Here is a 24,244-nt window from a genome sequence, read left to right as displayed (position 1 = left end):
ATGGCGGCCACAGATGCCTTCGTCGGGCTTGGCAGCAATATGGCGGACCCGTCTGCCCAACTGGCCGGAGCTGTGGCCCGGCTGGCTGCGCTGCCGAAAACCGAACTGGTGGCACAATCCCCGTTCTACAGCAGCAGGCCAGTCGGCCCCCAGGACCAGCCCGATTTCGTCAATGGCGCAGTCTGGTTGCGCACAGGACTCTCCCCCTTTGAGCTGTTGGACCAGCTACAGGCTATCGAACAGGCCCATGGCCGCGAGCGCATTCAGCACTGGGGCCCCCGAACACTGGATCTGGATCTGCTTCTGTACGGCAATGAAACCATTACCAGCGAACGTCTCACCGTTCCGCACGCTGAACTTGCCAACCGCGACTTCGTATTACAACCACTGCTGGACCTGGATCCTGAACGAAGTCTGCCTGATGGCCGGCGCCTCGCGGACTTAAGACGCCGATGCCCGGATAATAGGCTACAGAGACTCAAACCGGTATCGCGGCCCCCGTTCCCATCAAGCTGATGCAAACGGTTCGGTGTGCGGCTATTGCCTCAGACACACCCCCGGATTACCCTTAAGACCTGATTGCCGGCATACCCCGGCCCGGTTTTGGCCCATCCACCCACAAGGCAAGGATTCTATGGCTGTTACCATCAATACCCTGAGGGAATACAAGCAGAAGGGTGAAGCCTTCTCTGTCCTGACATCCTACGATGCCACCTTTGCGCAGATCGTCAGCGAAGCCGGTGTTGACGTCATCCTGATTGGCGACTCCCTCGGCATGGTGCTTCAGGGGCACGACAGTACGCTGCCGGTCACCATGGACCAGATGGTGTATCACATTTCGTCGGTGGCCAAGGGCAATCGCGGCTCACTGATCATGGCAGACATGCCATTCATGACTTATGGCACCACCGAAGCTGCCCTGGAGAATGCCGCCGAGCTAATGCGTGCCGGAGCCCATATGGTGAAGCTGGAAGGCACCGGATGGATGAAAGATACCATCCATGCACTCAGCGAAAGGGGCGTTCCTGTATGCGCTCACCTGGGACTTACCCCTCAGTTCGTCAACAAATTTGGCGGCTACAAGGTCCAGGGCCGGGATGAAAAACACGCAGAGTTAATGATCGAACACGCCTGTGAACTGGTCGCTGCCGGTGCGGACGTGATCCTGCTTGAATGCGTGCCCGCCCCACTGGCAGCCCGCATCACACAGGCGGTGCAGGCACCGGTGATCGGCATTGGCGCTGGCGCCGAGACCGACGGTCAGGTACTGGTGGTTCACGACATGCTGGGCATGACTACCGGCCGCAAACCACGCTTTGTAAAGGATTTCCTGGCTGAGGCCAGTTCTGTCAAAGGTGCTATTGAAGCCTATGTGGCCGCTGTTCGTGACCGTTCATTCCCCGCCGAGGAGCATACGTTCAAGGCATGAGAACCGTACATACACTTAAAGAACTGCGCGCCATGCTTCGTGGCTTTCGCCAGCAGGGCAAGCGCATCGGGCTGGTGCCCACCATGGGCAACCTGCATGAAGGCCATATCTCACTGGTCCGCAAGGCACGGGAAGCCGCTGATATCGTGGTGACCAGCATCTTTGTAAACCCCATGCAGTTTGGCGCCACAGAAGACCTGGACACCTACCCACGCACGCTGATAGAAGATCAGGAACGGCTGGAAGCGGCGGGCAGCACCCTGGTGTTTGCCCCTTCCAATGATGAAATCTATCCTCAGGGGCTGGCACGGCACACTCGCGTCATCGTACCGGAAGCCAGTGAAGGCCATTGCGGCGCCAGTCGTCCCGGACACTTTGAAGGCGTGGCAACGGTCGTCACCATGCTCTTTAACATGGTACAGCCTGACATCGCCGTGTTTGGCGAAAAGGATTACCAGCAGTTGGCGGTCATACGAAAACTGACCCGGGACCTGATGATACCGGTAGAAGTCATCGGTAGCCCGACTGTGCGCGAAGGCGACGGGCTGGCAAAGAGTTCCCGCAACGGCTTTCTGACGGAGGATGAGCGCGTCATCGCACCGATCATCTATCGCACCCTGAAAAATACGGCGGAACAGATCCGCAGTGGCCGCACCGATTTCGCAACGCTCGAGCAGGAGGCCAATGAAGCTCTCAGCGAAGCAGGGCTGCGCCCGGATTATTTCAACATTGCCAACAGCCTGACCCTGAAGCCGGCCAGCCCCGATGACTCCGAGCTGACGCTGCTGGTGGCGGCATTTCTGGGAACCACGCGACTGATCGACAACCTGTCAATCACCCGTTAACCACACAGACTGACGAAGGGATTCCACTATGCCCCAGGGCTCTGCACTACTCACCAGCCGGCCAGAGTGGCAGGCACTGACAACGCATCAGAAGGAACTGGCTGACACCCACATGCGGGACATGTTCCGTAGCGACCCGGACCGGGCCAGCCGCTTTTTCATCCGCGGCGGCGGCCTGTCCCTGGATTACTCCCGCAATCGCATGACCGATGACACCATGGCAAAGCTGATGGCACTGGCCAGAAGCTGCGGTGTGCCCGAACGTACCGACGCCATGTTTCGCGGCGACCCCATCAATGTGACGGAACGGCGCCCCGCGCTCCACGTGGCCCTGCGGGACAGCAGTGGCGAGCCCATTCACGTGGATGGCACCAACATTACGCCAGAAGTCGAAACCACGCTGAATCGCATGGGGCAGTTTGTGGAGGACGTGCTCAGTAGACGTTGGCAGGGCCGCAGCGGCAAAGCCTTTACCGACGTTGTCAGCATCGGCATCGGCGGCTCTTTCCTTGGCCCCAAACTGGTATCGGAAGCCCTGCGACCATACTGGCATGGCCAGCTGAACTGTCACTACGTAGCCAATATTGACGGCACCCAGATTGCCGAAGTGCTGCGCCGGGTCAATCCCGAAACCACCCTGTTCCTGATCCAGTCCAAATCCTTCCGCACCCAGGAAACCCTGGAGAACAGCAAAGTGGCCAGGGCCTGGTTCCTCGAGAACGGCGGCAGTGAAGATGAGATCGCCCGGCACTTTGTGGCAGTAACCGCCAACACGCCGGAAGCGGTGAACTTCGGCATTTCCGAAAACAATATTTTCCCGATGTGGGACTGGGTTGGCGGGCGCTATTCACTATGGTCCGCCATTGGCTTACCAGTCGCCCTGACGATCGGCATGGACAATTTCCGCGCCCTGCTGTCCGGCGCCAACGCGATGGACCAGCACTTCCGTGACGCGCCCCTGGAGGAGAATCTGCCGGTGGTGATGGCCATGCTGGGGATCTGGTACAACAATTTCTGGGGCGCCGAAACCTATACCATCCTGCCCTATGACCACTACCTGCGCAGCCTGCCGGCACACCTTCAGCAGCTGGACATGGAAAGTAACGGCAAGAGCGTCACCCAGAACGGTGAACCGCTGAGCTATCAGAGCGGGCCAGTGATCTGGGGCGGCGTGGGTGCAAACGGCCAGCACGCATTTCACCAACTGCTACACCAGGGTACCCGACTGATTCCGGCCGACTTCATTATCCCGCTGGAAACACACAACAAAGTGGCCAACCACCACGTTACCCTGTTTGCCAACTGCCTGAGCCAGTCGCGGGCACTTATGTCCGGCAAGACTCTGGACGAGGCAAAAGCAGAACTGAAAGCCGAAGGCATGAATACTGACGAAATCGACAAACTGGCACCCCACAAGGTGATTCCCGGAAACAAGCCCAGCAATACCCTGCTGATGGACAAGTCGACACCGGAAACCGTTGGTGCGCTGATAGCGCTCTATGAACATCGCACTTTTGTGCAGGGCATTATCTGGGATGTGGATTCATTCGATCAGTGGGGTGTGGAACTGGGCAAACAGATGGGAAAGGGTATTCTGGACCGTCTCACCGGCGACACCCCGGAAAGTGACGCACCCAGCGACAGCTCAACGGACGGCCTTATCCGGCTATTCCGCTCGCACCACGGCTCCTAGAAAAAGCACCTGGTCGGGGAATAGAACCGGTTACCCGGTAGCGGCCTGCGAAATGAGCCGGCCCTGCCAGGTAAAATCCACCGGCCACAGTTTCTGGTCCCGATCATAGGCCTGCCACAAAGCCTCGTAACGTTTGCCGCAGACCGGATGAACGTCGTCCGGCGCGATCTCCGCCAATGGCAGCAGCACAAACGCGTTCTTCAGAATCTCACCGCGGGGTAGCTCCACGCCATCGATCCTGCCGACTTCGTCGTCGTAGGTGAGAATATCCAGGTCGAGGGTTCTGGCGCTGAACTTGGGCATACCCCGCCTCCGGCCGTTGTCCGCTTCCAGCTGTTTGAAGCGGGCCGACAGCTCTGCCACGGTCAGGCCCGTGTCGACGCCCACCACCAGGTTGTAGAAGGGCGAACCGTCAAAGCCCACGGATTCGCTTTCGTAGACCGATGAGGTCAGCAGCTCATCAAACCAGTTGCCCAGGGCATCCAGGGCCGCCGTGATATAGCGCTCGCGATCGATGTTGCTGCCGATACTGATATACACCCGTGCCATCACCGGCTCCCCCGTTCAATCTTCACACCAACGGCGGCCGCAGCGGGCACCGCGCCGGGTTTGCGAAGGGCCAGCCGCAACCAGCGCACGCCAAACTCTTCCTGCAACAGGCTGGCAATGCCTTCGGCGGCGGTTTCCAGCAACTGCGGGCGAGCCTGCACCAGATAGGCCGAGACCCGTTCACTGACCAGAGCATAGTCCAGCGCATCGCTGACATCATCCGAAGCCGCCGGCACCCGGTTGTCCCAGGCCAGCTCGAGATCCACCAGCAGGCGCTGGCTGACCTCCCGCTCCCAGTCGTACACGCCGATGATTGCCTCAACGGCCAGACCTTCGATCAGTACACTATCTGTCAACGGATCGTACTCCCGGGCTTACACTCTTTGCTGATTGAATAACGTACAGGCAGCGGATACTGTGTAATGCCTGACCTGCATCGTTTCGCGGGGCCGGCATTTTCTCATAAATGACCAGCACGCGTCTTTGCGTCTTTACCACTTTGCGAACGAACAACGCTGATGAGCTACCTGAGCGACCCGGTAATGACAGTTCTGCTCTGCGCCCTGGCCTACCTGGCAGGGTCAGTGCTGTTTGCGCTTCCTGTATGCCGTGCCTGGCATCTTCCCGACCCACGAGCACTGGGCTCCGGCAACCCCGGCGCCACCAATGTCTACCGCGCCGGCGGCTGGCCACCAGCAGCAGTGACGCTGGCTCTGGATGCAGCAAAGGGATGGCTTCCGGTATGGCTCGCCCACCAGGCAGACCTGACGATCCTCTCCCAGGCCATGGTGGCACTGTGCGCGGTGACCGGGCACATGATTCCGCTATTCTATCGCTTCAAGGGTGGCAAAGGCGTGGCTACGGCACTGGGTGCCGGGCTGGCACTGGCGCCTGTTACCACACTGATGCTGGCCGCCATCTGGGCACTGGTGATGTGGCGCTGGAAGATTTCCGCACTGGCTTCGATCATCGCGATTGTCAGCGGCCCGATCATCAGCGCCCTGATTGAGCCTGGCACCATGCCCCTGTTCGGCCTCCTGGCCATACTGATTGTGGTACGACACCGCAACAACCTGATCCGTATGGCCCAGGGCCGGGAGCCAGGCTTCTAGCGCCTAGTCCACCAGCCCATTGGCCCGCGGCTCTCCGACAGACGGCAGGGTGCTCATGGGCCACCGCGGCACCGCCACAATCCGGTCGCCATCCTGCTGCCCGGCCTTCATGCGCTGGCAACCGGCATAGGCAATCATGGCACCATTGTCGGTGCAGAATTCAGGGCGGGCATAGAACACGCCAGCCCGCAGCTTTTCGGTCATTTTTTCCAGACCGGCCCTCAGCCGTTTGTTGGCGCTCACACCACCGGCAATCACCAGGCGTTTACTACCGGTCTGCTCAAGGGCGCGGCGACACTTGATAGTAAGGGTATCCACCACCGCAGCCTCGAAGGCCAGGGCAATATCGGCGCGCGTCTGATCATCCAGGCCACCGGCCTTTTCCTCTGCGTTGACAGTATTCAGGGTGAATGTCTTCAGACCGCTGAAGCTGAAATCCAGCCCGGGCCGGTCGGTCATGGGTCGCGGAAACCGATAGCGCCCCGGTGTGCCCTTTTCCGCAAGCGCTGCCACTCTCGGGCCGCCCGGATAATCCAGCCCAAGCATCTTGGCGGTTTTGTCAAAGGCCTCACCGGCGGCGTCGTCCACGGATTCGCCGAGCATTTCATACTCGCCAATGCCGTTGACCAGCACCAGTTGTGTATGTCCGCCGGAGACCAGCAGAGCGACAAACGGAAACGCCGGCGGATTGTCCTCCAGCATGGGCGCCAGCAGATGACCCTCCATGTGGTGGACACCCAGCACAGGTATTCCCAGGGCAAATCCCAGGGCATGGGCCACAGAGCCACCCACCATCAGAGCACCCACCAGACCGGGCCCCGCCGTGTAGGCAATTCCCCCGATATCGCCGCGGACCTTGCCAGCCTCCGCCAACACCTGGTCACACAATGGCAGCAGCTTGCGCACATGGTCGCGGGAAGCCAACTCCGGTACCACCCCGCCGTAGTCCGCATGCATGGCAATCTGGCTGAACAGGGCGTGCGCCAGCAGCCCCTGGTCACTGTCATACAGGGCAACGCCGGTTTCATCACAGGAGGTTTCAATACCGAGAATCAGCATAAATAAGGGCCACAACTCCAGGCTGGTTAAAGTCAGCGGATCATTTTAGCAGAAACCCGAAACCCTCAGTCAGTTTCATCGAACAAACATTGACCTTGGGCATGGGCAGACGCTATCATTGCCGGCCTTAAATAAGCACTGGTCGAGTTTTAGCCAATCTGACCAGGTATCGAGTCGATTTGACAGACAGGTCGATCAGACAAAACAGAAACCGAATCAATCAGGTAGGTGATTTTCGAATGCCAGCTGTTAAAGTGAAAGAGAATGAACCGTTTGACGTAGCCCTTCGTCGCTTCAAGCGCTCCTGCGAGAAAGCAGGTGTTCTGTCGGAAGTACGTCGCCGCGAGCACTACGAGAAGCCGACAGCCGTACGCAAGCGCAAGGCAGCTGCCGCCGTCAAGCGTCATCTCAAGAAGCTTCAGCGGGAACAGCGCAAGTTCGAGCGTCTGTACTAAGCTTTATCCGGACGCCGCTTGACTGCAAACCTATATTCGCCTGTATAGCCGCAGGTTGCACAGAGCGATAAAAAATGCCGCCGAGGCCTGGCTTCGGCGGCATTTTTGGCTGTACTTGCATGCCCGGTATTTGCCGTGCGACCGGAGACATCATGAGTGGACTGATCCCGCAACGTTTTGTTGAAGACCTGCTCGACAGGATAGACCTGGCCGAGCTGATCGGATCACGTATCACCCTGAAAAAGGCCGGCGGCAACTACAAGGCCCGCTGCCCCTTCCATGATGAGAAAACGCCGTCTTTCAACGTTCGGCCAGACAAGGGCTTTTACCACTGCTTTGGCTGTGGCGCCCACGGCGATGCCATCAGCTTTGTTCGCGAGTTTGACGGCCTCGGGTTTACCGACGCTGTCGAAGAACTGGCCCGCCGAGCCGGCATGGAAGTGCCCTATGACCAGAGCGCGCGCCAGGAAATGCAGCAGGCGCGAACCCTGACAGACGCCCTTGACTATGCCAGCCGCTTCTACCAGAGCGCGCTCAGGGGCCAGCAAGGCGAATTCGCCCGGGACTACCTGAAACAGCGGGGCCTGGACGACAGCATTATTGAACAGTACCAGCTGGGCTATGCTCCCGGCACTGGCACGGCCCTGTTCGACAGCGCCAGCAAGGATCTGCAGGGGCCGCTCATCGAAACCGGCACCGTGTCTGACCGCTACGGGCGGCCACGGGACCTGTTCCGCAACCGGGTGATGTTCCCTATCCGCAACAGCCGCGGCCGGACCATTGCCTTTGGCGGGCGCACACTGGGTGACGACAAGGCCAAGTACATCAACTCTCCGGAGTCTGATGTCTTTCATAAAAGCCGCGAGATTTACGGCCTTTATGAAGCCAAACAGTCGATCCGCCAGCTGGACAGACTGCTGGTGGTGGAAGGGTATATGGATGTCATTGCCCTGGCACAGAACGGCATCCACTTCGCAGTGGCGACGCTGGGTACGGCGACAAATCAGGACAGCCTGTCAGCCCTGTTGAAACAGGTGCGGCATCTGGTGTTCTGTTTCGACGGCGACCAGGCAGGATATCGCGCGGCAGACAAGGCGATGGAAAACGCCCTGGAGTTGCTGACTGACGGGCTGCATCTGCAGTTCCTGATGATGCCGGACGGTGAAGACCCGGACACGCTGGTACGCAAGGAAGGCGCAGACGCGTTCCAGAAGCGCATCGACGGTGCCACGCCCCTGTCCCGCTACCTGTTCAACCGGCAGAGCGAGGGGCTGGACCTGACGCTGCCGGAAGACCGGGGCGAGCTGAAGGCACGGGTAGAGCCACTGCTCAAGAAAATGCCCAGGAGCACCCTCAGGGATGCCATGTGGCACGAAATGCTTCGGCTGTGTGGTACCAACCGGGGTGACTGGCAAAGCCGCCGCCAGCAGAACGGCAGGGGCGGCTATGGTGAGCGCCGGGTACAGGAACAACGGATTGACGTAAAACTCAGCAAGGATACCCAGCTTTGCCTGGCCCTGCTGGAAGCGCCGGACATGGCGAGCGAAATATCGGAGCTGTGCAGAAGCAGCCGCCAGTTCAGGCAGGCTGGCCAGTTTGCAAGCTGGATTCTGGAGAACGCCATCGCTGACCGGCGCTCTCTGATTCGCCAACTGGCAACGGATAACCGCGCCAGGGAACAGTTCTACAGCCTGTTCGACGGCATTGAACACGTGCCGGCACGGGAACAGACCCTGGCAGGCGCCCGGGAGATGCTTAATCCGAACCAGGAAGTCGCTCGCAAGCAACGGTTGGCGTCCCTGCTGTCGGAAAAACGCAGCCTCGCGGACCTCACTGCCGAAGAGCGGCAGGAACTGAAGGCACTGACCGGTCAGAACGATAATTGAGCAGCACAGGGCCGGCGGGCCAAAACGCGCAATAATTGAAGCCGGAAAGGACACTGCACTTGAAACTTGCAGTGTTGATCACCATCTAACCATCCGGTGGCAGAGCAACCGCACGACAGCTATAATGGCTGTTTAACTTTTTTACTTTTACCAGCGAGTTCACAGGGTGTCTATGTCAGGCAATTCGCAGAAATCACGTTTGAAAGACCTCATTGCACGAGGCAAGGAACAAGGCTACCTGACTTACGCCGAGGTAAACGACCACCTCCCGGAAGACATTGCTGACCCGGATCAGGTCGAAGACATCATTCGCATGATCAACGACATGGGCATTCAGGTGTCCGAAGTTGCACCGGACGCTGACACGCTTCTGATGACCGACGGCGATTCCACCGCCGACGAAGCTGCTGCCGCCGAAGCCGCCGCCGCACTCGCTGCCGTAGAATCCGACGCCGGCCGCACCACAGATCCCGTCCGCATGTACATGCGGGAAATGGGCACTGTGGAGCTGTTGACCCGTGAAGGCGAAATCGTCATCGCCAAGCGCATCGAGGAAGGTATCCGCGATGTTATGGCTGCTGTGGCGCACTTCCCCGGCATCGCCGGCACTGTTATCCAGGCCTACGACCGGATCATCGAGAACGAAGGCCGTCTCAGTGACATCGTATCCGGCTTCCTCGACCCTGACGGCGCCGAGCCGTTCATGGACGAGGACAACACGCCGGACACTTCCAGCAGTTCTGACGACTCATCCACCGACGATGACGATGACGACAGCGAAGAAGAAACCGAGAGCGGTCCTGATCCGGAAGAAACCCGGCTGCGCTTCGAGCTGCTGAAAGAAAAGCTCGATGCCGCCGATGCGTGCCTGGCCAAATATGGTCGTAGCCACAAGAAAACCCAGGAAGCCCTGAATGAGCTGGGACAGGTGTTCGCGCCGTTCAAGCTGGGCAACAAGGCATTCGATGAACTGGTGAACGTGGTCCGCTCCACCAACGACCTGGTGCGTGAAAATGAGCGCGCGATCATGAAAATCTGCGTGCGCGAATGCAAGATGCCACGCAAGGATTTCATCAAGTCGTTCCCGGGCAACGAAACCAGCCTGGACTGGGCCGAGAAGATCTCCAAGAGCAAGAAACCTTACGCACCGCTGATTGCCGAGCGCATCGACGAAATCGTCCGCCTGCAGAAGCGTATTGCCAACATCCAGACTGAAGTGGATCTGGACGTTTCCGACATCAAGGAAATCAACCGCCGCGTTTCCATCGGTGAAGCCAAGGCCCGCCGCGCCAAAAAGGAAATGGTGGAAGCCAACCTGCGTCTGGTTATCTCCATTGCCAAGAAGTACACCAATCGCGGCCTGCAGTTCCTGGACCTGATCCAGGAAGGCAATATCGGCCTGATGAAGGCCGTCGACAAGTTCGAGTATCGCCGTGGCTACAAGTTCTCCACCTATGCCACCTGGTGGATTCGTCAGGCCATCACTCGCTCCATCGCGGACCAGGCCCGCACCATCCGTATTCCGGTGCACATGATCGAAACCATCAACAAGCTCAACCGCATCTCCCGCCAGATGCTGCAGGAAATGGGCCGCGAGCCCACTCCGGAAGAGCTGGGCGAGCGCATGGAAATGCCCGAGGACAAGATCCGCAAGGTATTGAAGATCGCCAAGGAGCCGATCTCCATGGAAACGCCGATCGGTGATGACGAAGACAGCCACCTGGGGGACTTCATTGAAGACATCCAGGCTCTGTCGCCCGTCGACTCCGCTACCGCCGAAGGCCTGCGCGAAGCCACCCGCTCAGTGCTCTCCGGCCTGACCGCGCGCGAGTCCAAGGTGCTGCGCATGCGTTTCGGTATCGAAATGAACACCGACCACACCCTGGAAGAAGTGGGCAAACAGTTCGACGTAACCCGTGAGCGAATCCGCCAGATCGAAGCCAAGGCCCTGCGCAAACTGCGTCACCCTTCCCGCTCCGACCACCTGCGCGGCTTCATTGACGATCAGGGTAACGGATAACACCACAACAGTAGCGGGCGCCACCCCTCACCGGTATAATGGCGCCCGCTTTGTTGCTCCCGCCGGGAGTAACACCCCGAAAAACAAACCTTTAAGCAGCATCCGCTGACAAAAGGGCCTATAGCTCAGTTGGTTAGAGCAGAGGACTCATAATCCTTTGGTCCCTGGTTCGAGTCCAGGTGGGCCCACCATTCTTACCGATCGGCAATCAGTTGCTGAAATCCCTCGCACCTCATCGGTTCCCCAAACACTTCTGATCTCACAAACTCAGCCCACACCCACCGTTTTGTTCTTCTGAGCGTCGACTGAATTTACGATTTACGAACTCTCCAGAGGGCCTGACAAGGACGCAGGTTTAAAAATCAGGGCTCTAGCCTGGTTCGCATGATGTTTGCTTGATCTATGGTTGAGCCAGCCACCCTGGCGCATGCACTGCAATAAACACACGCAAGCATTCTAAGGGAGGCGAAATGGAACACGTACTCACCAAACATCAAGAGACAACTGGCTCACACAGCCTAAAACGACTGCTCACAGGATTACTGGTTTCCGGAATGGCCATGTTCTGGACTGGCCAGGCGCATGCCGGCGCTATCACGGTCGTGGGCGACATCAGTGTCGATCAGGAGGTCAATTTTCCGATCTATGAGAACCTGCTTGGCAGCGGCAGCGAGGTGCTGTTCTCAAGGGAAGCCTTCTTTCAGGAAACCCTACTCAACCATTTCAACAGCGAAGCGGGGATCACTCCGACTGAATCCGGGGCCGAACTGACAAACAGCCTGCTGGACAGTGTCGATATGCTGGTCGTCACGCAGACGTTCAACGCACCGCTCGCCTACACCAGCGGCGAAATTGCAGCCGCGAAATCGTTCCTGGAAGACGGCGGCAATATTCTCACCATTCTGGAGGGCGAGGACGGCGCCTCGGTATACGGCAACTATAACGCCTTCCTCAGCTCGCTCGGTAGTTCGATTGAGTTCACGGGCTCACGGTATCCGAACTGGGAGTTTATAGATCCGCTGGAAGATACACCCATTTCCGACAGCGACTCAGGTGGATTCCGGGTGAAGCAATACAACACCCTTTCGGGCGGCCAACCCGTAGCAATCGCGAGTAACGGAACAGCTGTCGCCTACGAGGAAATCGGGGCCTCCGATCCCGGAGATGATCCAGCGACCGTTCCCGAGCCGTCAAGCCTGGCGACGTTATCGCTCGGACTGCTGGTTCTGGGTGTCCTGGCCGGACGACGCAAACATGGGATTTCGGTGTAAGCCGCCGCGCTTAGTAGCACTCTTATGAGGCCCGGCATGACTGATTCAGGATGCCGGGCTGGTACCCGCCCCGTTATCCAAGTGAACCGATCACCTCATTCATAATGCTTTGATAAAATCTGCTCGCGCTTTCGATCGTACCGATCACTCTCTTTACGCAGCTTTTCCTCAAACTTCGCGTGTGCCTTATCAACTTTCTTCTCGAGCTTCCTTCGCTTATCCCTTATCTTCTCTGGCTTGCCTTCTTTCTCAGCCTCGCGACGGAATTCTCGCTCTGACTTCTTGAGCTCTCGCTGAAGCTCCGATTCAAGTTTTGCAACTTTGCGATCGTATTCGATATCCAGGCGGCGGAGCTCATCGATTGACTCTTCTCGGAGATCAGAAGGGGCCGGACGGTAATCACTCCTGTCTTCGCAACCACGATCCAACGGGTCAATTCCCGTTTTCCGGCGAACTTCTTCTCTTGCCGTTTCCGCGGTTCGATTAATGACATCGTTGACAATGCCGTCAATGAGCTGCTTCCCCGCTGACTGGGCGAAAGTACCTGGTGATACTGAGAGAATCAGGATCAGTGCAGCAAAACCTTTTGTGACCGTGTCGACAATTTTTACAGAGATACAGCAATAACCACTGACCTCCCAAAAAAACCATAACTTTATCAGTCTACTGCGATTTCGGCCCGCTTCTTGCTACCTAATAATCAAGCAAAAGGCAATTTGCTCATGCGAAATTCTCGGGCCGAGAGGCTTGAGTTAATAGTGGCGCAGAACCACTGGCAGAACCACTGAAAGAACAGGGAGCTTCACAAATGAATCTTCAAAAACTGCTGATAAGTTTCGGCTCGGCCGTTGCTCTGACTCTGAGCGGCTCGGCGTTCGGCTACTATATTGATGGTGGCGCCACTAATGTCGGGGATCTCGACACTTACGTGAATGACACCGGCGTTCTTGGAAGCCCGGAAGACGAGGCAACCTGGGCGTCTTCTGTCCTCGGTTTTACCGTAACGTATTCTTATAAGTCGGATCCGGCTTCGTTCAAGTCGACTGATGAGGATGTCAATGTCATTGCTGTTGAACTGCTGACGAGTCCGGGTTACTTCCTGGTGAAGGATTCCACAACCAGTGTACTTTTCAAAAACGTGGCCAGCCTTGACTGGGCGGTATTCAGCCTTGAAGACTACTTCGGAACCAAAAAACTCGAAGAGATGGAACTCAGCCACCTTACTGAGCTTGATGGCGGCACCGTAACGGTTCCGGAACCAGGCACGCTTGGGCTGGTTGGCTTGGGCTTAGTTGGCCTTGGACTTTTCCGCAGGAGGAAGTCCGCATAGACTGCAATTCAGGCTCCTGGTTAAAGGCTCCTTCATGAGGAGCCTTTTTCATTTCCCCAACAAGCATCCGCAGTGCAAACAAATAGAGCCCGGGTCAAAACCTCTTGGCATACAGGTTTATTTCTTCAGTGTCGGGTTTTTTGACAGTTTCACCAAGTACAGTCACACAGCAACGCATAGCTACGCCAATCTTCACTGGCCTTCAGATAAGGCGCTGTCCATTGCTGACTTTATGATCTGTGCCAACGAGCGTTATTGAGCCTTCCTCCGTCCTGATACCCGTCACCAGACACTCAGACATGAATGAACCAATCTGTTTCGGCGGGAAATTGGTCACAGCGAGCACCTGCTTACCTATGAGCGTCTCAGGATCATACAGGTCAGTGATCTGGGCACTGGATTTGCGGACACCCACCTCGGGACCAAAATCGACTTTCAGTTTATAGGCCGGTTTGCGTGCTTCCGGAAACTCATGCGCTTCGATAATGGTACCGATTCGCAGTTCTACTTTCTCAAAATCTTCCCAACTGATCATGTATTGTTTGCCTCACCCCGAAATCGCTTTGCTGAATGCTCCAGCTTCGTATACAACTACTGTAAGTCCCTTAAAATAACACAAGGAAGCTACCATGCCCTTTTCGTCCGACCACATTGATGAACTCAACCTGCTTGCCATGTTCGACCAGTCTTCCGCCCAGGAAGGCATCAAGGTTCACCAGCATTCAGCTGCGCCGGAAATGGTTGCTGCGGCTGAACGTCTCCACCGCAAAGGTCTGATTACTCAGAAGGATGGTGGTTATCTGACGAGCCTGGGTAGTGAGGTGGTAGAACAGGTTCAGAGAGTATTATCGGTACTGTCCAGCAACTGACAAACCCCTCCGGTATTCCGATGTCCCTTTCTCAAGGCTCCTGACCAGGAGCCTTTTTTACCCCCTCCCCCAGCAACAAGCCACAACAACCGGTAACAAAACAACACAGCATTCGGCCTGATAAGACTCTGTATTTCCTTCACCTTTAAACCATCTTCCTTTTTGGAGTGGTCATTTCGACATCAAAAACTGTCAAGAAGGCCAACGTCCCGATAAGACAAGCACACTACACTGCTTTTCGAACAAACGTACCAACAATAATTTTTGCCTGTCACCCGATGCCGGGGGCACGGCGAAGGCCAATAACAAGACAAACAACTGGAGTGTGTTTCATGGTTCCAACCTCCCACTTTTCTTTGCGTGCAATGACTCTCGCCGTTGCAGCCGCCTCCGCCGGCCTTTCACTCAGCGCCTCGGCCAGTATGGGCAACATTGGCACCACCTATGGGGTTATGCCGGTGGATGTGGCCACGGCCCAGTCCCTGTCCATGTTCAACGAGCAGGTATCAGCCACCTATTACAACCCGTCTTACCTGACCAGCGACGAGCGCGGCGAGCTCACCGGCGGCATTCTCCACGCCGAGCAGGAGTTGCGTTCCACCCGGTCTGATGCGGATGGCGATATTGTCTCAGACTCACCGAGTCAGCATGTGCTGATCGGCATGAAAACCAATCTTGCCTCCCTGACCCGCTTCAAGCACCCGATTTACCTGGGTTTTATTGCCGGCGTTGAAAAGTACGGCAAGGAAATGCTGGCTTTCTCATCCCAGACCTCCGAGACCGGCCAGTACCTGCAATACGGAAAGGAACCCCTGTTCCTGAATATTGGTGGTGCCACCCCACTCTGGCGTGGCATTTCAGGCGGATTTTCAGTACGCGTAACCCTGGAAGCAGCCGCACAGCTGGATGCCGTTTCTACCCTTGGCGGTGAAACCAGCCGTGAACGGCTTGCCGTCAATGCCGAGCCTTCCCTGAAGTCCATTCTCGGTACAACCATCAAATGGGGCGATACCATCTGCCCTGACAGCAGCTGCTTTCTGGACGGCTGGGAAACAGCTTTCACCTATCGCACCAAGTCTTCTGCTTCTACTGCGGTGGACTCCAATATTATCGTAACCCAGACCATCCCGGACCCGGGCCTGAGCCTTTCGGTTGCTACCATTGATTCATTCCAGCCGGAAACGATTGCTATCGGCACCCAGTACAAGAGTGATCGCTGGCGCGTCGGGGGCAGCATCGAACAACAGAACTGGTCAGAACTGGAAGACGAGTTCGCAGGCGACACCATCAAGGATCAGGAAGATGTCAGCGCCGCCAACCGAATCGGTTTTGACGACATTCTGGTACCGCGCATCGGTGCTGAATACCAGCTTAGCCGCACATTTGCTCTCCGCGGCGGCCTGGCATACGAGGAGTCCCCGCTTAAAACCACCCGCAACCCGGAACTCAACTATCTGGATACAGACAAGATCGTGGCCGGGCTGGGGATAAGCGCGACTTATCATCGCACCCGTCTACTGGCCTACCCGGTTCGTCTGGATATCGGTTACCAGTACCAGCAGTTGCAGGAACGGGATTTCACCATCGTCGACTTTGACGGCAACGAGCAGCAGGCAACCGCCGACGGTGATATTCATGTAATCAGCGGCTCCATCACCCTGAAGTTCTGAGGAGAGGTTTGCCATGAAATACAACAAGACACTGGCACTGATTCCCGCCATGCTGCTTGCAGCTTGCGGGGGTGATGACCAATCTATCAACGAGCCGGTAACTCCTGGCTCCGTCGTTTACTCCTATCCCGCCGATGGGCAGAGCGAGGTCAGCCCGAAAGCGGACCTGGTATTGCGATTCTCGCACGCCCTCTCCGATGAGGACATCGAGGGCAAGGTGCGTATCCGCGATGGCGAAAATGACATAGCTTTTTCGACAGAAGCCGTTGATGAGGGTCGAAGCCTGAGAATCCTACTGGATGAAAGGCTCAGCCCAGCCACAGAGTACACCATCGATTTCAGCGAGGAGCTTGAAGCCGACGGTGGCCGCATTATAGCAACGCCCAATGCCATTGGGCCGGAAGGTATACAGTTCACGACCCGAGGGGAGTTCAGCGGCATTGCAGCGCTTGACAATCTTGGCGACGGATTTGCCGTGGCGGAGATGATTCCGTCTGAGAGCAATACATTCCGGCCCATGAACTTCTCCACATTCCGGCTGCGCCTGACAAAGCCGGCACACCCCGAGTGGAAAGAGCGTGGCGGCATCATTGAGCTAACCGACAGTAATGGCGAAACCGTACCCGCAACCGTACTGGTAAATGGCCGTTATATCACCATCGACCCTTGCATTGCGGACAGCCCGGAACTATGTGGCCGCGAAGGCGACGTTCTGAATTCTGGTGAGAACTACACCGTTTCCATCCGGAACCTGCCCGGCATCAATGGCGACACACTGGCCGAGTTCAGTGAAGAGATCACGCCACGGGATACCGGGCCAACGGTCGTGCTTTTCCAGGAAGTCATCGATTCCGGACTGAACGCCGGTGAAGACGAGAGCAGCGCCCGCCGCTCCCGACTCAACGGGCAGATCATTAATGGCGTAACCCTGAACTCGGTACTGCAAGGAATAGCTGGGCCGTCACAACAGACCGGCGGCCTGTTTGCAGAACTGGCCTATGCTCCAGCCTTTGAGGCCGATGAGCCCCTGCCATTGCGGGTCCCTAAAGGCAGCGTACTGAACAGCAGCAGCCTGGATGTCAGAATCAATGGCACCGTGCCCGTTATCGACCCGGGCACCGGAATGATCCAGCAGACCGGCAATATCAAGGTCACCATGCTGTCGGATGCCACGGGTTACCTGATGCCCAACCCCTATACCGATGACATGAGCGCTCCCCGTCACGTCAAACTGTTCATGGACGTCTCAATGAACACGGAAGAGGCGCAGCCTAACGCCTCACTGTCCCAGGACCTGCTCGGCGTGGAGCTTACCGGTATCGCCATTGTGGAAGACGGCGTGCTGACCATCGACGCCATCGGCATGGTAGAACCCAACCTCCTGGGCCAGGAGTTTACCGACTCCACCATCGCCTTCCGCATCGAAGCCGCGACGGATTCCAAGTCGGCGCTTGACGCAGCAGATCAGCGCGATAACGAGTTTGCCGATAACACCGGACCGCAGTTGGTGAGCTGGATGCCCGGGCCGGTAGACGCCGTGCCCAGCACCCGCCAGGATATGCAGCGCCCGGGCGACCCCGTTGTGCTGAACTTTGATGAACCCCTGGACGCAGAAACCATAGCCGACGGTATTGCGCTGTACGAGGGTAATACCCGCCTGCGCACGAGCGATGGCAAGCTCAAAGCAAAACTGGACGGCACAGCTCTGGTACTGAACCCGGAAGGTGGCCTTAAGCACGGTGTGAATTACACCGTACAGATCGGCAATGCACTGACCGACCTTGCGGGCAATGGCATTACCCCGCAAGATCTGACATTTACGCTGCCGGATCTTGGCGACTCGGTCACCCAGAGTTCGCCGCTCGCGCTGACTACCTATCCCGGCTATCCCTGTGTCACTACCGGCGTCAACCTGAGCCAGGGAACTCACGGACAATGTAACGATGCTGCCGAAGGTGGCCCCGCCGGCGATGTACTGCCCGTAACTGAGCTACCCGAGGATCGCCCCATTGTGGTGGTGTTCTCCCAGTCCATGAACCTGAGTACCATCAATGACGGTACCTTTATCGTCGAGAAAGTTACTGACTCATCCACCCCCATTGGCTCCGGGGAAATCGTCAGTGGCCGGATCGAGAAAAACAACCAGCGCATCCGCTTCTATCCAGAAAACCCATGGGATACGGCAGACGGTAGCTTCTATCGCTATACCATGAGGTCCGCCAGCGGTGCAGGAAACTGTAGCAATGCCATTTGTTCGGTGCAGAACTACCCGCTGCAGACAGACATGCTGACTAATTCTACCGATGCTGGTGGGCCCGACATGACCATCTACTTCAAGGGATCAGAGGCCCAGGAGACGGTATTCACTCCACTACGTAATCTTCCTATTCGCGACGTGAACTCCAACTACGTAGTCGACTGCCCTACATTAGGTGGAAAAAACTGCTTGGAGCCGTTCAACCACGATGGTAGTGAGGCAGAGGGCTTTTTGCCTTCAGCTAACGCGGCAAAGCTACTGGTTGACGGACAGACGGCCGATGGCGGAGTACTCGGCGACCTGAACGCTCGCGTTGGCTGCAGCTCCGATGGCCCGGATTGCCCACATAACAAGTTTATCTACCAGACTTACGCCCTCAATACAGAAGTTACAGGTCCGGCTACAGACCCCGAGACGGGCCAGGAGGGCGTTGGCGTTCTGCTTTACCCCACCATGCTCGCCACCACCTCGACGGATGTCTACATTGATCTTCCCTTTCTGCTCGGGGGTGAACAGACCTCGACGACCGGTCCGCAAATTCTTCGAATGCGGTATGCTAAAGACGATCCTGATTGCACCAGCAACTGCGCCCGTAACAGCCTGATTCCGGGCATCATTGTCGAGGGGGTTGATGGTCCTGTTTTCAAGACCGAAGCGGAGCTTTTCCTTGATGCCCCAGATCTGGTGGCACCTTTGGGAGCAACGCACAACCTGTACAGCTATCCGTTTACATTGAAGCTCGAGGGACCGGTCAAATTCTTTGATGACGGGAGAATGCAGGTAGAACAGCGAACCCTCAACGTGCCACAAATAAACGTGGAAGCGGTGGCTCTTGGTATTGCCACAGTCAAAATTCCATTATTCATTCCCCAACAGGGCGTTTACCTCAACTTCATTTCCAACCCGATAAAAGAAATCCCGGCAGAGTACTAACTTCAGGCTCCGCTACTTATGGCCAGCCTTCGGGCTGGCCTTTTTTATGGCCGGTAAAGCCAAAAACCCCTTTTCCCCTCTTATCAATTTCCTGCTAATCTGGTTTTCTATTGAAACCAACCCCCAAGTTGGACTGGCAATCGGGCAGGGTATTCCGAAACCGTGCGGAGCCATGGGTGAAGCGCGAAGCGCTTCACGGGCAAGCCAGGGATGGCTTGCCCAGGACCTTTGGGGCGACGCAGGAGCAGTAAGCAACAAAGGGCGGAGCCCGAGCGTACAGGGACGTATTTACAGCGTGTTTCGGAATAGCCTGCCCGATTGCCAAGGCACATAGTCAATAAAAATACCGGAGAGACCCATGGAAAACGGCACCCACTATCGTACCTGCCACCTGTGCGAAGCCATGTGCGGCGTTGCGATCGAGGTAAAGGATGGTCATATCGCCTCCATCAAGGGCGACGAGGACGACCCGTTAAGCCATGGCCACATCTGCCCCAAGGCTGTGGCCCTTCAGGACCTCCATGAAGACCCTGAACGGTTGCGCAAACCCGTTCGCCGAACCGCTGACGGCTGGCAGGAGATGGAGTGGGACGAGGCCTTTGACCTGGTGGCGGACCGCCTGCACCGCGTGCGCAAAGAACATGGCCGCAACAGCATTGGGGCCTACCTGGGCAACCCCAACGTTCACAACCACGGCTCGCTGGTGGCCACCATGCCGTTCCTGCGAGCACTGGGTACCCAGAACCGCTTTTCCGCTACCTCCAACGACCAGTTACCCCATATGCTGGCCAGCCTGGAAATGTTCGGGCACCAGATCCTGTTTCCCATACCGGATATTGATCGCACCGACCTATTCATCTGCATCGGCGCTAACCCCATGGCCTCAAACGGCAGTCTGATGACCGTTCCGGACTTCCGCGGCCGGCTGAAAGCTCTCAAGGGCCGTGGTGGCAAAATGGTCGTGGTGGACCCTCGCCGCACCGAAACCGGCAAGCTCGCCGACGAGTTTCATTTTATCCGTCCGGGTACCGACGCCCTGCTGCTGATGGCGATGGTGAACACACTGTTTGAAGAAGACCTGGTGAATCCTGGCCATGCGGAACCCTGGACCAAGGATGTTGACCTGGTGCGGCTGGCTTCCCTGGGGTTCACACCGGAAGCAGTGAGTGACCAGACCGGTATGCCCGCGGCGGACATCCGCAACCTGGCACGCCAGCTTGCCACTACACAGCGAGCAGCCCTCTACACCCGCATGGGTACCAGCACCCAGGCCTTTGGGGGTGTCGCCACATGGCTTGCCTATGTGCTGAACATCCTGACCGGGAAACTGGACAGCACTGGTGGTGTGATGTTCACCCAGCCTGCAATAGATCTTGTGGCGCTGGGCGCCATGTCCGGGCAGAACGGGCATTTCGCCAAGCGATTCAGCCGGGTGAAGAAGTTGCCAGAGTTTGCCGGCGAATACCCTGCCAGCACCATGGCGGATGAAATACAGACGCCAGGTGAGGGTCAGATCCGTGCGTTTGTAACAGTCGCTGGCAACCCGGTACTGTCCAGCCCCAACGGTGGCCGTCTCGACGAAGCACTCAGCGGGCTGGATTTCATGGTGTCGGTGGATTACTACCTCAATGAAACCACCCGCCATGCAGATGTCATATTGCCTCCAACGGCAGGCCTTGAGCGTAGCCACTACGACCTGATCTTCAGCATGTTCGCCGTTCGTAACACCGCCAAGTACAGCCCGGCCCTGTTCGATGCTGGTGAGGATACCCGCCATGACTGGCAGATCCTGCTTGAACTGGCCCATCGTCTGGAGAAAAAGCGGAAAGGCGGACGCCTACCCGTGCGGGCGGAAATGGGCTGGCGCGCCTTCAAACAGATCGGGCCCGACCCGATACTGGACATGATGCTACGTGCCGGGCCCTATGGCGCCGACATTGGCCGTGTCCGTGGGTTGGTTCAACCGGCCATTGACCTGGTGATGGACATTCTTCCCGAGCGTCACCCACTGCGAGGCCTCGCCAAGCTCAGCCCCCTTAACCGCCACTGGCAGGATCTGCCCAAGGGGCTTTCGATCAGTGCCCTGAAGCAGCTGCCCAACGGGGTGGATCTGGGGCCCCTACGCCCATGTATGCCTGGCCGGCTGTTTACCCGCGATGGCAAGGTGAACCTTGCCCCGCGACGCTATCTGCGGGATCTGGATCGCCTGCATGCCATGTTGTCTGCGCCTCCCGCGGATGGCCTGTTACTGATCGGGCGCCGCCACGTTCGCAGCAACAACTCCTGGATGCACAACAGCCAGCGGTTGGTAAAAGGCAAAGAGCGCTGTACCCTGATGATTCATTCTCAGGATGCGTCCCGTTGCGGGCTTCAGGCGGGAGATTCCGCGGAAGTTGCTTCTTCTGTCGGCAAGATAGTGCTGCCAGTGGAAATCACCGACGACATCATGCCCGGCGTGGTCTCAGTGCCCCACGGCTGGGGCCATCATCGTGACGGCACTCGGCAGTCTGTCGCTGTTGCCCATGCCGGGGCGAGCATCAATGACGTCATTAGCGACCAGCAAACAGATCCGCTGGTTGGTACATCCGTACTTAACGGACAGACAGTAAAAGTGAAAGTCTGGCGTGCCGAACGTCACCGAAAACTGGCCTGAAACTCTGAACGGAGATATATATGCCCCCATGGCTCCAATGGACTCTTATTATTGCTGGCCTTCTGGCCATCGCCTTGCTCGTGGCGTTTATTCTCCGCCAGTACCGTGCTCTGCAGGCAAGCAGGAAACGGCAGGCCAAAACCGAAGCGTTCCAGAAGGAGCGGCGGGAAAGTATGGTGGAAAGCATTCGTGTCCTGGCGATGGCAGTGGAAGAGGACCAGGTGGAATACTCCGAGGCCTGCCTGCGTATCAAGGGCCTGCTGGATCATGTGGACCCGGAACTTCTGGAACAGCAGCCATTCTGCGTTTTCCAGGAAGTCCATGACCTGATCCAGCACATGCCCACCCATCGTGCACGCCAGGAAACCGAAACCCGGTTTGTTGAAAAGATGGACCGGGAAAGGCTGGCCGTTGAGGAAGAGCATGCCGATGCCATCAGGCGGGCAGCTACTGCCATTCGTCACCATCAGTTCCAGACCTGAAGGCGTTTCCCCACACGTGATAGCGATTATGGGCGCCTTTTTGTAACTTTTTGTAAGGCCCCTTCACCGCTAGAATATGATTAGCTTTACAAATCAACCCCTTCAGGCCTCGCAGATTTGTGACGCTTCATTCATTTACCAAATCCTGACATCGCCCGCTTTTATTTCCGCCCAGATTGGCTAAGTTTATATCAGAGCCGTTGCCATTACTGACCCTGCAACGGCTCTGATTGTTTTCTCCTGAACACGTTTGGTTTGATCTGCAACAAGCGGGTGAGCTTGCCGGCCCTTGGGCCGGCTTTTTTGCGGGTCGGACTGACCGGGAATGGATAATTACTGGCTCATCATCCCCGCCATTGCCATGATGCTGTCCTTGTTACCCACAAGCTCGTCAAACTGCTCTTCCACCTTTGCCCTGTCGAGCCCGAGGGATTCATAAAAATCATCCGACACTTCCTCCCCGGCTCCCAGTGCAACGCCGCGCCTGGTCAACAGTTGCCTGCTCAGCCAGAGCAATTTGCTGTAAACCGCGTGAGGACCTTCATACTCCGGATTCTTCTGGTTGCGAATGGCCAGGCAGACTTCGTCCGGCATGCCCCAGTTCTGCATGAGCTCCGCCGCGATCTGCTCCCGTGTCACCCCGAGCAGAAAGTGTTCGATCAGCGACGAGTCAAGATGAGGATTGGCTTCCAGGGACCGGCACACCAGCTTGAAGTGGGGCGGGAACACTTGCGCCAGCACCAGATAACCAAAGTTATGCAGCAATCCCGACAGATAGGCCAGGCCAAATATCGGGCGCTCACCACGGGGCATCATGCTGGCCAGAATACCGGCGGACTGGGCCTGCCATATAGCTTGCTGCCAGTAATCCACATAACCCTCGGGATGATCCTGGGGCTGCTTCAGGGCGCGCCCCAGGGACAGACCCATGGCCAGGTTCATCACCAGATCAAAGCCCAGAATCCTTGAGACCGCGTCGTGTACCGATCGGACCTGTCCGGCGGCAGCGTAGAAAGACGATGATGCCCAACTGACAACCTGGGCTGCCAGGCTGGGATCGCTCTCCACAACGTCCACCAGGTCACCCATGACGGCGTTGGGGTTGACCCGTAAATGGATGATCCGCTGCGCGGTTTCGGGTAGCGGGGGCAACTCGAGGGTGTCTTCCAGGCGTTGTTGAATCCGTAAGGTGGTAAAACGACGGATGGCGGAATGCAGTTGGTCCCGGTCCCGTTCCGGGCTGTTCAGATTGACCGCAATGGACTCTGGCGCCACGGAAAAAGACAGCCTCCTGGCGGCAGCGGTAATCGCCCTGAACTCGTCCCCGGGCATGACCATGCAGAGATTCTGCTCACCCAGAACCAGTGCCACCTGAGCCAGTTCATCAACGGTGGTATCCACGACAGCGGACCACCCTGTCAATGACGGCAACGCTGGTAACTCGGTGAGGCCGGAACGCTCCCGTACCCGGATCTGTTCCCGCCGCTTCATCACCCGCAGGTCACGGCCAAGGTCTTTATTCAGTGCATTGATATCGAGCAGGTCCCCCTGACGACAGATTGCCTGGAGATTTCCCTGTTCGTCGCTGAGCAGCACCATACGCAGGAGTTCATTGTCCCTTGCCTGAGTCACATCACGCAGGGAAACGCCGTCAGCCGAATCGCCCAGTGCCTGTCGGACCGCAACAGGTAGCTCCATAAGTTTCTCCCAAAATATGGATAGTGCCAGCTC

20 protein-coding genes, 1 tRNA gene and 1 pseudogene are annotated in these 24,244 nt (G+C 57.3%); 16 read left to right on the top strand and 6 right to left on the bottom strand.

Features of this window, described 5'->3' with window-relative positions:
• The 4 genes from folK (QPM17_RS15075) to pgi all read left to right on the top strand — a co-directional run bounded on the left by folK (QPM17_RS15075) (window position 1) and on the right by pgi (window position 3,967).
• Entirely contained in the window at window positions 1–516 is a 516-nt protein-coding gene (gene folK, locus QPM17_RS15075; RefSeq protein ID WP_285391659.1) for a 2-amino-4-hydroxy-6-hydroxymethyldihydropteridine diphosphokinase, read from the top strand.
• 118 nt (window positions 517–634) lie between these two features.
• Window positions 635–1,429: a 3-methyl-2-oxobutanoate hydroxymethyltransferase gene (gene panB / locus QPM17_RS15070; protein ID WP_285391658.1), complete on the top strand. Its 795-nt coding sequence runs from the start codon at window positions 635–637 to the stop codon at window positions 1,427–1,429.
• Window positions 1,426–2,274 carry a pantoate--beta-alanine ligase gene (panC, locus tag QPM17_RS15065; RefSeq protein WP_285391657.1) on the top strand — a complete coding sequence of 283 codons (849 nt, stop codon included), beginning with the start codon at window positions 1,426–1,428 and terminating at the stop codon, window positions 2,272–2,274. Before panB ends, panC begins: the two co-directional genes overlap by 4 nt.
• Before the next feature lie 28 nt (window positions 2,275–2,302).
• Entirely contained in the window at window positions 2,303–3,967 is a 1,665-nt protein-coding gene (gene pgi, locus QPM17_RS15060) for a glucose-6-phosphate isomerase (RefSeq protein WP_285391656.1), read from the top strand.
• A gap of 30 nt (window positions 3,968–3,997) precedes the next feature.
• On the opposite strand, the gene folK (QPM17_RS15055) is transcribed toward pgi, so the two are convergent.
• Both folK (QPM17_RS15055) and folB read right to left on the bottom strand, forming a co-directional pair.
• The gene (folK, locus tag QPM17_RS15055; RefSeq protein WP_285391655.1) at window positions 3,998–4,516 is read right to left on the bottom strand and encodes a 2-amino-4-hydroxy-6-hydroxymethyldihydropteridine diphosphokinase; all 519 of its coding nucleotides are present in this window, start codon (window positions 4,514–4,516) and stop codon (window positions 3,998–4,000) included.
• On the bottom strand, window positions 4,516–4,872 hold the full coding sequence (folB, locus tag QPM17_RS15050; protein ID WP_285391654.1) for a dihydroneopterin aldolase: 357 nt from the start codon (window positions 4,870–4,872) through the stop codon (window positions 4,516–4,518). Before folB ends, folK (QPM17_RS15055) begins: the two co-directional genes overlap by 1 nt.
• A 162-nt stretch (window positions 4,873–5,034) precedes the next feature.
• On the opposite strand from folB, the gene plsY reads away from it, so the two are divergent.
• The gene (plsY, locus tag QPM17_RS15045; RefSeq protein ID WP_285391652.1) at window positions 5,035–5,628 is read left to right on the top strand and encodes a glycerol-3-phosphate 1-O-acyltransferase PlsY; all 594 of its coding nucleotides are present in this window, start codon (window positions 5,035–5,037) and stop codon (window positions 5,626–5,628) included.
• 3 nt (window positions 5,629–5,631) lie between these two features.
• On the opposite strand, the gene tsaD is transcribed toward plsY, so the two are convergent.
• The gene (gene tsaD / locus QPM17_RS15040) at window positions 5,632–6,687 is read right to left on the bottom strand and encodes a tRNA (adenosine(37)-N6)-threonylcarbamoyltransferase complex transferase subunit TsaD (RefSeq protein ID WP_285391651.1); all 1,056 of its coding nucleotides are present in this window, start codon (window positions 6,685–6,687) and stop codon (window positions 5,632–5,634) included.
• A 239-nt stretch (window positions 6,688–6,926) separates the two neighbouring features.
• Between tsaD and rpsU the strand changes: the two genes are divergently transcribed.
• From rpsU to QPM17_RS15015, 5 genes are all read left to right on the top strand, one after another.
• Entirely contained in the window at window positions 6,927–7,142 is a 216-nt protein-coding gene (gene rpsU / locus QPM17_RS15035) for a 30S ribosomal protein S21 (RefSeq protein ID WP_007153483.1), read from the top strand.
• Between the two features lie 152 nt (window positions 7,143–7,294).
• Window positions 7,295–9,028: a DNA primase gene (gene dnaG, locus QPM17_RS15030; protein ID WP_285391650.1), complete on the top strand. Its 1,734-nt coding sequence runs from the start codon at window positions 7,295–7,297 to the stop codon at window positions 9,026–9,028.
• A gap of 172 nt (window positions 9,029–9,200) precedes the next feature.
• A complete protein-coding gene (rpoD, locus tag QPM17_RS15025; protein ID WP_285391649.1) occupies window positions 9,201–11,048 on the top strand; it encodes an RNA polymerase sigma factor RpoD in 1,848 nt (615 codons plus the stop codon).
• A gap of 114 nt (window positions 11,049–11,162) precedes the next feature.
• Window positions 11,163–11,239: transfer RNA gene (locus QPM17_RS15020), tRNA-Ile, on the top strand.
• Window positions 11,240–11,518: 279 nt separating this feature from the next.
• Window positions 11,519–12,319, top strand: a complete 801-nt coding sequence (locus QPM17_RS15015; protein ID WP_285391648.1) for a PEP-CTERM sorting domain-containing protein — start codon at window positions 11,519–11,521, stop codon at window positions 12,317–12,319.
• A 95-nt stretch (window positions 12,320–12,414) separates the two neighbouring features.
• Here QPM17_RS15015 and QPM17_RS15010 read toward each other — a convergent pair whose 3' ends face one another.
• Window positions 12,415–12,747 carry a hypothetical protein gene (locus QPM17_RS15010; RefSeq protein ID WP_285391647.1) on the bottom strand — a complete coding sequence of 111 codons (333 nt, stop codon included), beginning with the start codon at window positions 12,745–12,747 and terminating at the stop codon, window positions 12,415–12,417.
• A gap of 815 nt (window positions 12,748–13,562) precedes the next feature.
• On the opposite strand from QPM17_RS15010, the pseudogene QPM17_RS23805 reads away from it, so the two are divergent.
• Window positions 13,563–13,649 (top strand): annotated as a pseudogene (locus QPM17_RS23805) (PEP-CTERM sorting domain-containing protein); the annotation flags it as partial.
• A gap of 202 nt (window positions 13,650–13,851) precedes the next feature.
• Here QPM17_RS23805 and QPM17_RS15000 read toward each other — a convergent pair.
• Complete coding sequence (locus QPM17_RS15000; protein WP_285391645.1) at window positions 13,852–14,184, bottom strand: tRNA-binding protein; 333 nt, start codon at window positions 14,182–14,184, stop codon at window positions 13,852–13,854.
• Window positions 14,185–14,278: 94 nt separating this feature from the next.
• Between QPM17_RS15000 and QPM17_RS14995 the strand changes: the two genes are divergently transcribed.
• The 5 genes from QPM17_RS14995 to QPM17_RS14975 all read left to right on the top strand — a co-directional run bounded on the left by QPM17_RS14995 (window position 14,279) and on the right by QPM17_RS14975 (window position 22,513).
• Complete coding sequence (locus QPM17_RS14995) at window positions 14,279–14,518, top strand: TIGR02647 family protein (RefSeq protein WP_285391644.1); 240 nt, start codon at window positions 14,279–14,281, stop codon at window positions 14,516–14,518.
• Between the two features lie 332 nt (window positions 14,519–14,850).
• A complete protein-coding gene (gene aupA, locus QPM17_RS14990; protein ID WP_285391643.1) occupies window positions 14,851–16,188 on the top strand; it encodes an alkane uptake protein AupA in 1,338 nt (445 codons plus the stop codon).
• A gap of 13 nt (window positions 16,189–16,201) precedes the next feature.
• Window positions 16,202–19,378 carry an Ig-like domain-containing domain gene (locus tag QPM17_RS14985; protein ID WP_285391642.1) on the top strand — a complete coding sequence of 1,059 codons (3,177 nt, stop codon included), beginning with the start codon at window positions 16,202–16,204 and terminating at the stop codon, window positions 19,376–19,378.
• 358 nt (window positions 19,379–19,736) lie between these two features.
• Window positions 19,737–22,031, top strand: coding sequence for a molybdopterin-dependent oxidoreductase (locus QPM17_RS14980; protein ID WP_285391641.1), 2,295 nt, complete (start codon window positions 19,737–19,739; stop codon window positions 22,029–22,031).
• Window positions 22,032–22,051: 20 nt separating this feature from the next.
• Window positions 22,052–22,513, top strand: a complete 462-nt coding sequence (locus tag QPM17_RS14975; RefSeq protein ID WP_285391640.1) for a DUF2489 domain-containing protein — start codon at window positions 22,052–22,054, stop codon at window positions 22,511–22,513.
• A gap of 333 nt (window positions 22,514–22,846) precedes the next feature.
• Here QPM17_RS14975 and QPM17_RS14970 read toward each other — a convergent pair whose 3' ends face one another.
• Entirely contained in the window at window positions 22,847–24,211 is a 1,365-nt protein-coding gene (locus tag QPM17_RS14970) for an HDOD domain-containing protein (protein WP_285391639.1), read from the bottom strand.
• Window positions 24,212–24,244 lie beyond the last annotated feature (33 nt).

It is taken from the genome of Marinobacter azerbaijanicus (assembly GCF_030250645.1).
Taxonomy (GTDB): domain Bacteria; phylum Pseudomonadota; class Gammaproteobacteria; order Pseudomonadales; family Oleiphilaceae; genus Marinobacter; species Marinobacter azerbaijanicus.
This window is presented reverse-complemented; position numbering and strand designations above follow the sequence as displayed.